Origin of the sequence: Kluyvera sp. STS39-E (assembly GCF_040932435.1) — a bacterium.
In the GTDB taxonomy this organism is placed as follows: Bacteria; Pseudomonadota; Gammaproteobacteria; order Enterobacterales; family Enterobacteriaceae; genus Kluyvera.
Genome location: NZ_JBFQGA010000002.1, coordinates 442,516 through 455,385, shown reverse-complemented (window position 1 = coordinate 455,385; position 12,870 = coordinate 442,516). Strand labels below are relative to the sequence as shown.

12 protein-coding genes are annotated in these 12,870 nt (G+C 52.9%); 2 read left to right on the top strand and 10 right to left on the bottom strand.

Annotation, left to right across the window (positions count from 1 at the left end; genetic code table 11):
* Positions 1–77 precede the first annotated feature (77 nt).
* Entirely contained in the window at positions 78–1,526 is a 1,449-nt protein-coding gene (gene thiI / locus AB4K05_RS05710) for a tRNA uracil 4-sulfurtransferase ThiI (protein WP_368479020.1), read from the top strand.
* An 81-nt stretch (positions 1,527–1,607) separates the two neighbouring features.
* Here thiI and yajL read toward each other — a convergent pair whose 3' ends face one another.
* Together yajL and panE are read right to left on the bottom strand one after the other, a co-directional pair.
* Positions 1,608–2,198: a protein deglycase YajL gene (yajL, locus tag AB4K05_RS05705; protein WP_368479019.1), complete on the bottom strand. Its 591-nt coding sequence runs from the start codon at positions 2,196–2,198 to the stop codon at positions 1,608–1,610.
* Positions 2,158–3,072 (bottom strand): 2-dehydropantoate 2-reductase, encoded by a 915-nt coding sequence (gene panE, locus AB4K05_RS05700; protein WP_368479018.1) that lies wholly within the window; start codon positions 3,070–3,072, stop codon positions 2,158–2,160. Before panE ends, yajL begins: the two co-directional genes overlap by 41 nt.
* A 143-nt stretch (positions 3,073–3,215) precedes the next feature.
* Between panE and AB4K05_RS05695 the strand changes: the two genes are divergently transcribed.
* Positions 3,216–3,707, top strand: a complete 492-nt coding sequence (locus AB4K05_RS05695; RefSeq protein WP_368479017.1) for a YajQ family cyclic di-GMP-binding protein — start codon at positions 3,216–3,218, stop codon at positions 3,705–3,707.
* A 39-nt stretch (positions 3,708–3,746) separates the two neighbouring features.
* Here AB4K05_RS05695 and AB4K05_RS05690 read toward each other — a convergent pair whose 3' ends face one another.
* The 8 genes from AB4K05_RS05690 to AB4K05_RS05655 form a co-directional block, all read right to left on the bottom strand.
* The gene (locus AB4K05_RS05690) at positions 3,747–5,108 is read right to left on the bottom strand and encodes an MFS transporter (protein ID WP_368479016.1); all 1,362 of its coding nucleotides are present in this window, start codon (positions 5,106–5,108) and stop codon (positions 3,747–3,749) included.
* 198 nt (positions 5,109–5,306) lie between these two features.
* A complete protein-coding gene (gene cyoE, locus AB4K05_RS05685) occupies positions 5,307–6,194 on the bottom strand; it encodes a heme o synthase (RefSeq protein ID WP_368479015.1) in 888 nt (295 codons plus the stop codon).
* An 11-nt stretch (positions 6,195–6,205) separates the two neighbouring features.
* Positions 6,206–6,535: a cytochrome o ubiquinol oxidase subunit IV gene (locus AB4K05_RS05680; RefSeq protein WP_368479014.1), complete on the bottom strand. Its 330-nt coding sequence runs from the start codon at positions 6,533–6,535 to the stop codon at positions 6,206–6,208.
* On the bottom strand, positions 6,535–7,146 hold the full coding sequence (locus AB4K05_RS05675; RefSeq protein WP_368479013.1) for a cytochrome o ubiquinol oxidase subunit III: 612 nt from the start codon (positions 7,144–7,146) through the stop codon (positions 6,535–6,537). The genes AB4K05_RS05680 and AB4K05_RS05675 overlap by 1 nt, the downstream gene beginning before the upstream one ends.
* Positions 7,136–9,127: a cytochrome o ubiquinol oxidase subunit I gene (gene cyoB, locus AB4K05_RS05670; RefSeq protein WP_368479012.1), complete on the bottom strand. Its 1,992-nt coding sequence runs from the start codon at positions 9,125–9,127 to the stop codon at positions 7,136–7,138. The genes AB4K05_RS05675 and cyoB overlap by 11 nt, the downstream gene beginning before the upstream one ends.
* A gap of 19 nt (positions 9,128–9,146) precedes the next feature.
* Positions 9,147–10,094, bottom strand: coding sequence for a cytochrome o ubiquinol oxidase subunit II (gene cyoA, locus AB4K05_RS05665; protein ID WP_368479011.1), 948 nt, complete (start codon positions 10,092–10,094; stop codon positions 9,147–9,149).
* A 472-nt stretch (positions 10,095–10,566) separates the two neighbouring features.
* Positions 10,567–12,042: a muropeptide MFS transporter AmpG gene (ampG, locus tag AB4K05_RS05660; RefSeq protein ID WP_368479172.1), complete on the bottom strand. Its 1,476-nt coding sequence runs from the start codon at positions 12,040–12,042 to the stop codon at positions 10,567–10,569.
* A 46-nt stretch (positions 12,043–12,088) separates the two neighbouring features.
* Positions 12,089–12,667: a lipoprotein gene (locus AB4K05_RS05655; RefSeq protein WP_368479010.1), complete on the bottom strand. Its 579-nt coding sequence runs from the start codon at positions 12,665–12,667 to the stop codon at positions 12,089–12,091.
* Between the last annotated feature and the right edge of the window lie 203 nt (positions 12,668–12,870).

Genomic DNA, 12,870 nt, shown 5'->3' with positions numbered 1-12,870 from the left:
TGCAGCCTTTGGTTAAAGGGGTTGCTGTATTTTTTCCATAACAAGCCATCAAGGCTTGCTCAAGAACCATTGCCGCCATGAAGTTTATCATTAAATTGTTCCCTGAAATCACCATCAAAAGCCAATCTGTGCGTTTGCGCTTTATTAAAATTCTCACCGGGAACATTCGTAACGTCCTAAAGAACTACGAAGAAACGCTCGCCATTGTACGCCACTGGGATCACATTGAAGTTCGCGCGAAAGACGAAAGCCAGCGCCTGGACATTCGCGATGCGCTGACGCGCATTCCTGGGATCCACCATATTCTGGACGTGGAAGACGTACCTTTCACCTCCCTGCATGACATCTTTGAAAAAGCGCTGGAGCAGTATCGCTCTGAAGTTGAAGGTAAAACCTTCTGCGTGCGCGTAAAGCGTCGTGGCAAGCATGAATTCACCTCGATTGAAGCCGAGCGCTATGTTGGCGGCGGGTTAAATCAACACATTGAATCTGCGCGCGTTAAGCTGACCAAGCCGGACGTGACCGTCAATCTGGAAATCGAAAACGATCGCCTGCTGCTGGTTAAAGGCCGCTATGAAGGCATCGGCGGTTATCCGATTGGTACCCAAGAAGATGTGCTGTCGCTCATTTCTGGCGGCTTCGACTCCGGCGTGTCTAGTTACATGCTGATGCGTCGCGGCTGTCGTGTGCACTACTGCTTCTTCAACCTTGGTGGTGCGGCGCACGAAATCGGTGTTCGTCAGGTGGCGCATTATCTGTGGAACCGCTTTGGCCGTTCGCATCGCGTACGCTTTGTGGCGATAAACTTCGAACCGGTGGTTGGTGAGATCCTGGAAAAAGTGGACGACGGTCAGATGGGTGTCGTGCTCAAGCGCATGATGGTCCGCGCGGCGTCGCAGGTTGCTGAACGCTACGGCGTACAGGCGTTGGTCACCGGCGAAGCGCTGGGCCAAGTTTCCAGTCAGACCCTGACCAACTTGCGCCTTATCGACAACGTCTCCGATACGCTGATCCTGCGCCCGCTTATCTCTCACGATAAAGAGCACATCATCGATATGGCGCGTGCCATCGGCACCGAAGATTTCGCCCGTACCATGCCGGAATACTGCGGCGTGATTTCAAAAAGCCCAACCGTGAAAGCGGTGAAGGCGAAGATTGAAGCGGAAGAAGCCAACTTCGATTTCAGCATCCTCGACAAAGTGGTGGCGGAAGCCAACAACGTGGATATTCGCGAGATTGCCCAGCAGACGTCGCAGGACGTGGTGGAAGTGGAAACTGTCACCGGTTTTAGCGAAAACGATGTGATCTTGGATATTCGTTCCGTTGACGAGCAGGAAGATAAGCCGCTGAAAGTGGAAGGCGTGGAGGTGGTTTCTCTGCCGTTCTACAAGTTGAGCACCAAGTTTGGTGACCTCGATCAGAGCAAAACCTGGCTGCTGTGGTGTGAACGTGGTGTGATGAGCCGTCTGCAGGCGCTGTATCTGCGCGAGCAGGGCTTTACAAACGTCAAGGTTTACCGCCCATAATAAACAGCAAAACCGGCTCAATGAGCCGGTTTTTAGTATTTTCGCCCTCTCCCAAAAGGGGCGAAGGTACTGTTCGGAGCTTTACTCGTAGTAATTATAAATCCCCGCCGCTATCACCAGCGACGACGCAACCTCATACGCCTTCTCACGGCCGACCAGTAAATCAATCAGCTTTAGCGCAAAATCAATCGACGTCCCTGGCCCTTGGCTGGTGAGCAGATTCACCCGCGGGTCCCAGACCACGCGTTTATCGACCCACTGTTCTTCGGGGATGGAATCCTTCAGCGCCGGGTAACCGGTCATATTACCCATTGGAAAAATATCGTGCGGCACCAGCACCGTTCCCGTTGCGGCGCAGATAGTCGCCACAATGCGTCCGGAAAGGTGAAACTGGCGTACGGTCTCGACCAACAGAGGGCTATCGCGGAAGCATTCCGCACCCTGTAAACCGCCCGGTAGAACAATCGCGTCGAAGTCGCCATCTGCGACTTGCACCAGCGGAGCGTCCGCCAGTAGCTTCACGCCGCGAGAGCAAACAATCACCAGTTCACCATCGCTGGCTACGCTGGCTGTGGTCACCTTAACTCCGCCACGGACCAGCAGGTCGATGGTTGTCACCGCTTCGGTTTCTTCACTCCCAGGGGCGAGACAAACCAGCGCCGTTGCGCTCATACGCGTTCTCCTTACGTTTAATCAGGTCGTACAGCCGGGCGTTTTCTGGAACATGGCTACCGTGTGCCCGCGCCCGCTTAAGTAAATAGCCGGTAATGTAATCAATTTCCGTGTGGCGCATCGCCCGTACGTCCTGCAGCATCGACGAGATATTGGCTGCCGTCATATCGACCACCTGCCAGACGTAATACAGCAAATCCTCCGGGCTTGAGTGGTGTCCTTCGCGCTGCATTACGCCCGCGACTTCGTTGCAGATAAGCTCAACTTCCTGGGCGTGGTCGCGAAGCCCGCCGTTGGGGCAGTCGTACAACGCGGTCAGCGGGTTGATAACGCAGTTTACCGCCAGCTTCTTCCAACTAGCAGAGCCCATATCGTTATGCCATGCCACATCTGGCAGCACGGTATGCAGCGTATCCGCAAGCCCGCTAAAGGTATGCGCTTGGGAATTACCGGGGCCGATACGGGTGGTGCCGTTGGCCACGTGGATAATCAGGTTCGCGTCGCGCCGTGCCGCCTGAGTAGTCATCCCTAGCAGCAGCGGCTGCTTAAGCGACGTCAGCTCTTCAGCAATCCCCATTCCGTTGTGGATTAACAAAATAGGTGTGGTTACGGGGAGATGTTCCGCCAGATGCTTTACCGCTGTGGAAATCTGCCAAGCTTTTAAGGTCACCAGCAGCAGGTCGCTTTGGGCTAAGAAATCCGGGTCGTTCGCGGTCAGCAGTTCGTTGAACACCTTCCCATCAAGCTCCTGGAGATTGACGTTGCACCACGGGGCTGGCACACGCAGCCAGCCCTGAACTTCGTGACCTTGCCGCAGCAGCGCGGTCATCCATAATTGTCCAAGGGCGCCGCATCCTAGCACAGTAATCTTCATGATTTCTCCTCACCTGCCGTGGATTGAGTGGAATGACACTAGTATAGCGTCGACCGGGTTCCGGCAGTCACTGGGATAACAGTTTGTGTTATCTGATGTTGCGGGTATTATGCATCGCATCAAAAAGAGAGGGAGAATAAAATATGCCATCTTTCGATATTGTTTCTGAAGTTGACCTTCAGGAAGCGAAGAATGCCGTAGACAATGCGACCCGTGAAGTCGAAACTCGCTTCGATTTCCGTGGCGTGGAAGCGACGATTACACTGAACGAAAAAGACTCGACCATCAAAGTGCTGAGCGAGTCAGATTTCCAGGTCAACCAACTGCTGGATATCCTGCGTGCCAAGCTTCTCAAGCGCGGTATTGAAGGTAACTCCATCGAAGTTCCAGAAGAGTTTGTCCACAGCGGCAAAACCTGGTTCGTTGAAGGGAAGCTGAAAACCGGCATTGAAAGCACGGTACAGAAGAAAATCGTCAAGCTGATTAAAGACAGCAAGCTGAAAGTGCAGGCGCAAATTCAGGGCGATGAAATCCGCGTAACCGGGAAATCTCGTGACGATCTGCAGGGCGTCATGGCACTGGTACGTGGCGGCGATTTAGGCCAGCCTTTCCAGTTCAAAAACTTCCGCGATTAAGCGAAAAGGCCCGGTAGCATAAGCTTACCGGGCCTTTTTTCAGGCGCTGACCGCCTGTTCAATTTCAAATCGGTTCGTCACTTTACTGTCGATTTTGACGTAGACGCTGCGCTCTGAAGCTACAATAAACACCTCACTCACCCCGTCTTTCGCTTCAAGTCGCTGTTTTAGCACATCGTTAATCTCAACCCCTTCTGGGATCTCAACGCGCAGGCTACTCACGTAGCGTGGCTCTTTCATGGTGCTGGCAACCAGCAGCCAGATCATCGCCAGTAACGCCCCTGCTAGGAACACGGTCTGGGAGTCAAACAACCCGTCGACCCAACCGCCCAGCGCGCCGCCAATGGCCACGCCGATAAATTGGCTGGTGGAGTAAATCCCCATGGCTGTACCTTTATAGCCCGCCGGAGACTCTTTGCTGATAAGCGATGGCAGCAGCGCTTCCATCAGGTTAAAGGCAAGGAAGAACAGCTGCACGCCGATAACCAGCTCCCAGAAGTGCGGGCCGGAACCCCACAACACGATTTCTGCAATCACCAGCAGCGCCACGCAGGTGATAAACACCCGCTTCATCCGACGCTTCACTTCGGCATAAATGATAAAAGGCAGCACGGAAATGAAAGATATCAGCATAGTGACCAGATAAATCTTCCAGTGCTCGGCGGCAGGGAAACCAGCGGCTTCAAGCTGGCCGGGCAGCGCGACGAAGGTGGACATCAGCAAAATATGCAGGCACATAATGCCGAAATTCAGCTTCAGCAGACGCGGCTCGACCAGAACTTTGCTAAAGCAGCCTTTCACCATCCCGGACTCACGGTTTAGGACGTGGTTTTTGCTATCCGGCACTACCCACAAGGTCAGAGCGATGCCGATGGTCGCAAGCCCAGCAATCATCCAGAACAGGGCGTGCAGACCCAGTTTATGGGTGATGATTGGGCCTAGCACCATGGCGATGGCAAAGGTGACGCCGAAGCTAACGCCGATAAACGCCATCGCTTTAGTGCGGTTTTGTTCGCGAGTGAGATCGGATAGCAGCGCCATCACCGCGGCTGCAATGGCGCCGGAGCCTTGCAGCGCGCGGCCAAGAATGATGCCCCAGATGGAATCAGAGAGTGCGGCAATAATGCTACCGATGACAAAGATAACGAGCCCACCCACGATAAGTGGCTTACGGCCGACGCGATCGGAAAGCAGGCCAAATGGGATCTGGAAAACGGCCTGGGCTAGGCCGTAGATGCCAATCGCCAAACCAATCAGCGCTTCGCTGGCCCCTTGTAAAGCCATACCGTACGTGGTCAGAACCGGTAGGACCATAAACATGCCAAGCATACGCAGCGAGAAAACAGTCCCTAAACCCCAGGTTGCGCGTAACTCGCCCGGCGTCATTTTAAAATCGTTCATTTCCACCTCAAAATAAAAGCTGGGAGTAGTGTAGTGCGAGGAAGGAGTAGGGTAAACAAACGCTTAATGAGCAAATATTACATTACTGAATCATTTGTGCGAAACAGACGCGTAATCCAATAATTTGGTGAATATATCCTGCTAGAGCCGCAATAAAAAACCCCGCCGAAGCAGGGTTTTATTATCACACCGTATGTCTTACCAGACGTAGGTCAGCAGGTTTTGCGAGTTCGGCACCATGAAGTCGACGGACATCATCACCGACAGCGCGGTAATGGCGATGATAGAGAAACCGAACAGCTTGCGCGCCCAGACTTTATCATCTTCCACTTTGTAACCACGCAGGGCCATGCCCAGCCACCAGACGCTTACCGCTGCGGCAACGATCAGGTATTTATACCCGGCGTAACCGCCTAGCGTTAGCATCAACGTGGCAATAGCAAAGGCCACGATGTACAGCGTGATGTGGTTTTTTGCCACCGAAATCCCTTTCACCACAGGCAAAACCGGGATGTTCGCTGCCTGATAATCCTTAAAGCGGAAAATCGCGATAGCGTAGGAGTGGGGCATCTGCCACAGGCTGAAGATCGCCAGCAGGATCAGTGCGCCGCTGTCAAAGGTACCCGCTACGGCACAGTAGCCAATCACCGGTGGCGCAGCACCGGAGAGAGAACCAATCAGCGTGCCGTAAACGGAGTGGCGCTTCATGTACAGGCTATAAACGCCAACATAAACCACAAACCCCATCACCCCAAGCCAGCAGGCGAGGGGATTGGCGCCGAACCACAGCAGCATGAAGCCAGCGAGACCCAGCAAAGTGGCGTAGACCAGTGACGTTTTTGGCGCAATCAGTCCCTTAACCAGCACTCGGTTCTTCGTTCGTTCCATCTTACGGTCGATGTCACGATCGATGTAGTTGTTGAAAACACAACCCGAGGCGACCACCAGAGACACACCGATGAGCGTCCAGGCGAACAGCGGGTAATCGATGTGGCCTTTGGAGGCCAGCAGGAAACCGCCGATCACGGAGATCAGGTTGCCAAAAATGATGCCAGGCTTCGTAACTTGCAGGTATCGCTTAAACATACTCGCCGCTCTTAGTGAACCATCATGTTGTAGTTCAGGTTCCACATAATCCAGATAGAACCGACTACGACGATGGCAATGATTATCACGGTAAAGACAAACGCGGTCAGGTTCCAGCCTTCGTCAGACTTACTGTTCATATGCAGGAAGTACACAAGGTGTACCAGAATCTGCACCACAGCTGTGACCAAGATAGTCCCCAGAATTACCGCATGCGACGCGCTGCCGGACATCACCATCCAGAACGGAATGACCGTCAGGATGATAGACAGGATAAATCCTGTCATGTAGGACTTCACGCTGCCGTGGGATGCGCCGCTGTGATCGTTAGAATGACTCATTACATTGCCCCCATCAGGTAAACAACGGAGAACACACAAATCCATACCACGTCCAGGAAGTGCCAGAATAGGCTCAGGCACAGGATACGAGTACGGTTAGTGCTGGTCAGGCCGCGACGGGATACCTGCACCATCAGCACTGCCATCCAGATAAGACCGGAAGTCACGTGCAGACCGTGGGTACCCACCAGTGCGAAGAACGCTGACAGGAAGCCGCTGCGATCAGGGCCCATACCTTCAACAATCAGGTGATGGAATTCATAGATTTCCATCGCGATGAACCCTGCCCCGAAGAGGAAGGTCAGCGCCAGCCAGGAAACAACCTGGTTCTTGTTGTTTTTGTACATGGCGATAGCCGCCATGCCATAGGTGATGGAGCTGAACAGCAGCAGTGCGGTTTCAACCATAACGAACGGCAGTTCGAAAATATCTTTGCCGGTTGGGCCGCCCGCCGTGCCGTTCACCAGAACAGCATAGGTGGCGAACAGCGTGGCGAAGATAATGCAGTCGCTCATCAGGTAGATCCAGAAGCCGAAGATCTTCATCGGCCCTGTATCGTGATGCCCATGTTCATGCGCGTGGGCGTTATGCGCCAGAGTATCAGTTGCCATTTTTCAGCCCTGCCTTAGAAATCTCATCGAAATGCTGATTTTCCAGTTTTTCGACTTCCGCCACCGGCACGTAGTAATCCACGTCCTCGTCAAAGCTTTTGATAATCCAGGTAATCACGATGCCTGCAAAGCTTGCAATCGCCAGCCACCAGATATGCCAGATCATGGCAAAACCAAAGATGGTTGCGAAGGCGGCAATCACGATGCCCGCGCCGCTGTTTTTCGGCATATGAATTTCTTCATACTGCGCTGGCTGTTTGTACGCTTCGCCTTTTTCTTTCATTTCCCAGAATGCATCGCGTTCGTGAATCTGCGGCACAATGGCAAAGTTATAGAACGGAGGTGGGGAAGAGGTTGCCCACTCCAGCGTACGGCCACCCCACGGGTCACCGGTCAGATCGCGGTTTTGCTCGCGGTCGCGGATAGACACGTAGAACTGAATCAGCTGGCACAGAATACCGCAGGCAATCAGCGCCGCACCGCATGCTGCAACAACCAGCATTGGGTGGAACTGCGGGTCAATCTGCTGGCTCAGACGACGGGTCATACCCATGAAGCCCAGCACGTACAGTGGCATAAATGCTACGAAGAAGCCGATGATCCACAGCCAGAATGCGCGTTTGCCCCAAGTTTCGTTCAGGGTGAAGCCAAAGGCTTTCGGCCACCAGTAGGTCAGACCTGCGAAGCAACCGAATACCACGCCGCCGATGATGACGTTATGGAAGTGTGCAATCAGGAACAGGCTGTTGTGCAGCACGAAGTCAGCACCTGGAACTGCCAGCAGAACGCCGGTCATACCGCCGACCGAGAAGGTCACGATAAAGCCGATGGTCCACAGCATCGCGGAGTTAAAGACGATGCGGCCTTGGTACATGGTGAACAGCCAGTTGAAGATCTTCACCCCGGTAGGGATGGCGATAATCATCGTGGTAATACCGAAGAAGGCGTTTACGTTCGCGCCTGCACCCATGGTGAAGAAGTGGTGCAGCCAAACGATGAACGACAGGATGGTAATACACACGGTTGCCCACACCAGCGAGGTGTAGCCAAACAGGCGTTTACGCGAGAAGGTTGCCGCCACTTCGGAGAACACGCCGAAGACAGGCAGTACCAGAATGTACACTTCCGGGTGACCCCAGGCCCAAATCAGGTTGATGTACATCATCATGTTGCCGCCCATATCGTTGGTAAAGAAATGGGTGCCCAGATAGCGATCCAGGGTCAGCAGCGCGACGGTAACAGTCAGAATTGGGAAGGAGGCGATAATCAGGATGTTGGCGCACAGAGATGCCCAGGTAAATACCGGCATCTTGAACATCGTCATACCTGGTGCACGCATCTTGATGATGGTCACGAAGAAGTTAATACCGGTCAAGGTCGTACCGATACCGGAGAGCTGCAATGCCCAAATCCAGTAATCGACGCCTACGCCCGGGCTGTACTCAATTCCCGACAGCGGCGGATAGGCCAGCCAACCGGTCTGCGCGAACTCACCAACGCCCAGCGACAGGTTGACCAGAATCACGCCCACAACGGTGAACCAGAAGCTCAGGTTGTTCAGGAATGGGAATGCCACGTCGCGCGCACCGATCTGCAACGGAACCACGAGGTTCATCAGACCGATAACGAACGGCATCGCCACGAAGAAGATCATGATAACGCCGTGGGCGGTAAAGATCTGGTCGTAGTGATGAGGTGGCAGGAAACCTGCTTCCCCGGCGGAGGCCAGCACCTGCTGGCTACGCATCATGACGGCATCGGCAAAGCCACGCAGCAGCATGACGATAGCAACGATGACATACATGATGCCAAGACGTTTGTGGTCAACCGAGGTCAGCCACTCATTCCATAGGTAGGACCACTTACCGAAGTAAGTGATCAAGGCGAGTAACGCCGCACCACCGATGATAATGGCAGCTACCGTAACCATGACAATAGGTTCATGGTACGGCACTGCATCCAGTGTCAATTTTCCGAACATCGTATTCTTCCTCGGCCCCTTAGTGAGCGGATTCCGCGTGGCTCATGTCCATGCCTTCCATTCCTTCGTGCGATGCGTGTTCGCCTTCCGGTTTAGCCATGTTCATGCTCTTGCCGTGATCCATGAATTTGCTCGTCACTTCTTTGAACAAATCAGGTTTCACGCTGGAGAAGTACTCCACCTTGTTGTATTCGCTTGGTGCAGCCACTTTCTCAAATGTCGCCATGTCATCCATGGTGTTCTGAGATTGTTTCGCTTTAGCGACCCAACTGTCGAATGCAGCTCTGTCCGGCGTAGCAATAGCTTTGAACTTCATACCTGAGAAGCCTGGGCCGCTGTAGCTTGCAGAGATGCCGTCGTAGGTACCCGCTTCATTCGCGATCAGATGCAGGTTGGTCTGCATACCGGCCATTGCGTAAATCTGGCTGCCCAGACGTGGGATGAAGAAGGAGTTCATCACGGAGTTCGAGGTCACTTTGAACTGCACCGGAACGTTCGCCGGGAAGGCGATTTCGTTAACGGTAGCAATGCCCTGTTCCGGATAAATGAAGAACCATTTCCAGTCCATCGAAACCACTTCGATAACGATAGGTTTCTCGTCATGAACCAGCGGTTTGCTCGGTTCTAAAGAGTGGGTAGTTTTCCAGGTGAGTACGGCGAGGAACACGATGATAAGAATTGGCACTGTCCAGACCACAGCTTCAACTTTGTTGGAGTGCGACCAGTTAGGGCTATACTTTGCATCTTTATTGCTTGCACGGTACTTCCAGGCAAAACCGACTGCCATTAAGACGGCGGGAATCACGACGATCATCATCAGGCCAAAAGCCGTCAGTATCAGCGAACGCTGCTCCAGTCCAATCTGTCCTTTGGGGTCAAGTAGCGCAGAATCGCAGCCGCTGAGTAATACAGTGCCGGCGATTAATGACAACCATCCCAAGTTTTTATTGTATTTCCTGAGTCTCATGTAACGACCTCAATTCCACGGGGTGTTGGTGGCGTTTAAAGTGTGGGGTCATTTTACGGGAAGGTTACATTACTGTAAACATCATTGGTGCTCTGTCAGTTATGTGTTACCGGGTTCTGCCGTGCCTGTCACAGATGTTGCCAAATATGTCTATTTTTCAGGCTAAAAGCCCGAATGGCGGGCGTTATAACGAAAGGGCGTGTGGCGAAGGGGTTAGGAGGGCAATTGGTATAACCATTGTCAAAAATATACAAATAATTAACAATTAATCATCAAATAATAGACAATTTAAAAACGAAAAATTAATTGCCATTGTGCTGAATCGGTTAATGAAATAAAGCATAGCCTAAGCGTTCCAATAATTTCCAGAATTCTAAAGCGCACAAAAGCACAAATATTTTTTTTAATATACGCAACGCGAGTTATTATTACGTATCGTGATTACAGCGTATTCGTCGTGCTTTTTACGTAATCAATGGAACTGGGTCTTACGCAGTGCCAGATAATCCAGTAAACAGCCAAACACGATCCCTGCAAAGGCTACCAAAACGCCTGCTTCCAGTACGAGTCCGGACCAGCTTAGCGCAACGAAATCGAGTGCGGAACCGATGAGCATCAGCAGCCAGATCCCCAACAGCACGACGCCCGCCAGCAGTAACCGCAGCGCAAAGCGATAGCCGCCGCTGTAAGTGCTACGCGGCATGAATTGCTCGGTTTGCTGGGTATATTCCAGTGTTCGACGACAGACCAAAAGCAGCAAAATACCGGGAACCGCCGCCACGACCGAGAACAGATAGAACGTTGGCCAGCCATGAGCTTCAACAAACCAGCCGGCAATAGGCCCAACGTACACACGGCCGACGGCAGAAAGCGCCGACAACAGGGCAAACTGGGTGGCGGAGAATGACTTGTTGCACAAGGTCATCAGCAGTGCGACAAACGCCGCCGTACCCATACCACCGCAAAGGTTTTCGAAGAAAACCGCCGTCGCCATCGAATAAATATGTTTATCGGTGACCGACAGCATCCAGTAACCAGCGTTTGATACGCCCTGTAAAATGCCGAAGATCAGCAGCGCGCGGAACAGCGTCAGGCGTTGCATCAGCACGCCACCATACAGCGCACCGAGAATGGTGGCGAAAAGGCCGAGAGTTTTATTGACCATCCCGACCTGGCCCGCGTCAAAACCGACGCCGCGAATCAAAAAGGTGGTGGTCAGGCTCATGGCGAACGCGTCGCCAAGCTTATACATCACAATCAGCAGCAGGATCAGCCACGCGTTATTGCGACCGAAGAAATCTTTCAGTGGGGCCACTACCGCCTGTTCGAGGCTTTTTGGCACCGGGATAACTTCGCTCGGTTCCGGCGCCAGCAGGGTGGCGATAATACACGGCACCAGCAGCGCGGCCATCAGCCAATACATGCCCTGCCAGCCGAGCCATTTATCAGCCAGCCACAGCGCTAAACCGCCGGAAACCAGCATCCCCAAGCGATAGCCCAGCACGCTGATCGCCGCGCCAGCGCCGCGCTCTTCGGTCGGCAGAACGTCGGTTTTCCAAGCATCAAACACGATATCCTGCGAAGCCGAGCAGAAGGCGATAACCACCGCCAGCGCCGCCATCCAGCGCAACTGCGAGGTCGGTTCGAGAAAGCCCATCGCCGCAATGGCAATCAGCAATAAACATTGGGTTGTCAGCAGCCAGCCGCGACGTCGCCCTAAAAACGGCGGCGTGTAGCGGTCCATAACCGGTGACCACAGAAACTTAAAGACGTAGGCCTGGCCGACAAGCGAGAAGAAACCGATAGTTTTGAGATCGATGTTTTCAACGGTCATCCACGCCTGCAGCGTCCCAGAGGTGAGGGCAAGCGGTAAACCAGAGGCAAAACCAAGAATCAGCAGAATGGCTGATTTTGGTTGCTGAAAAATTCGCAGATAGTGACTAGACATAGACATTAACGTTCAGACCCGGCCGAAGCCGGGTCTGAGACGAGATTTAGCGAGCGTTCTGCTTGATAAAGTCGTGGATAGTGGTGTCTTGTGCCATATCGGCAATGGTATCACCCAAGACGCTATCAACGGTGTCGGAGATATTCTTGTTGGAAGCTTGGAAAGCGCCTTCAACGGAATAGTTCGAACGGTAGTTTTTGGTCATCTTGTTACCGTTGGCGGCGGTCGCAATGATGGCGATGTCCGCTTTGGTAGAGATGTTGTAACGGACGTTACCTTGGGAAACGTCCGCGTACAGTTGGCTTACGATAATCTGCAGATTAGCCGCACCGTTAGGGCCAATCATGTAACCACGTGCAGCCATCTGTTTTTCCAACACTTCTTGCATCAGGAAGCGCAGGTCACGGGAAGCGGTAAGGGTAACCAGCTGATTATTGCGGGTCACTTTTGCCAGTGCTTGATCCTGACGCTGGTCGGCGCCGTTAATGCTGACGGTGACGCCCATCAGGCTTGGATCCTGCTGTGGCAGAGCAATTTTAGGCGACACGTCAACGGTGGTCGGGGGCGTTACGCATCCTGACAACATAAACAGTGCAACCAAAGGGAAGAGGATTTTTTTTAACATGTTAGGGGTCTCAAAACGCATTGTTTACTGAAAATCCCCGCCATCATAACATTGCCAACGGCGAGGGGAAGTAGGCAATGCATGTAATTTCATCGTGTTGATGTTTTTCTCACCATGCTTACAAAGAGCAGGGGTAATTCAGATGAAAACGGATTGTAAAAGACGTTAACTTCATCTACTTGACAAATAAAATGGCGCGAACG

Coding starts and splice junctions, on each gene's coding strand:
- AB4K05_RS05690 (WP_368479016.1), bottom strand. CDS start 5,108: ATGAACGATTTTAAAATGACGCCGGGCGAGTTACGCGCAACCTGGGGT.
- AB4K05_RS05680 (WP_368479014.1), bottom strand. CDS start 6,535: ATGAGTCATTCTAACGATCACAGCGGCGCATCCCACGGCAGCGTGAAG.
- AB4K05_RS05695 (WP_368479017.1), top strand. CDS start 3,216: ATGCCATCTTTCGATATTGTTTCTGAAGTTGACCTTCAGGAAGCGAAG.
- thiI (WP_368479020.1), top strand. CDS start 78: ATGAAGTTTATCATTAAATTGTTCCCTGAAATCACCATCAAAAGCCAA.
- ampG (WP_368479172.1), bottom strand. CDS start 12,042: ATGTCTAGTCACTATCTGCGAATTTTTCAGCAACCAAAATCAGCCATT.
- AB4K05_RS05675 (WP_368479013.1), bottom strand. CDS start 7,146: ATGGCAACTGATACTCTGGCGCATAACGCCCACGCGCATGAACATGGG.
- cyoA (WP_368479011.1), bottom strand. CDS start 10,094: ATGAGACTCAGGAAATACAATAAAAACTTGGGATGGTTGTCATTAATC.
- panE (WP_368479018.1), bottom strand. CDS start 3,072: ATGAAGATTACTGTGCTAGGATGCGGCGCCCTTGGACAATTATGGATG.
- cyoB (WP_368479012.1), bottom strand. CDS start 9,127: ATGTTCGGAAAATTGACACTGGATGCAGTGCCGTACCATGAACCTATT.
- cyoE (WP_368479015.1), bottom strand. CDS start 6,194: ATGTTTAAGCGATACCTGCAAGTTACGAAGCCTGGCATCATTTTTGGC.
- yajL (WP_368479019.1), bottom strand. CDS start 2,198: ATGAGCGCAACGGCGCTGGTTTGTCTCGCCCCTGGGAGTGAAGAAACC.
- AB4K05_RS05655 (WP_368479010.1), bottom strand. CDS start 12,667: ATGTTAAAAAAAATCCTCTTCCCTTTGGTTGCACTGTTTATGTTGTCA.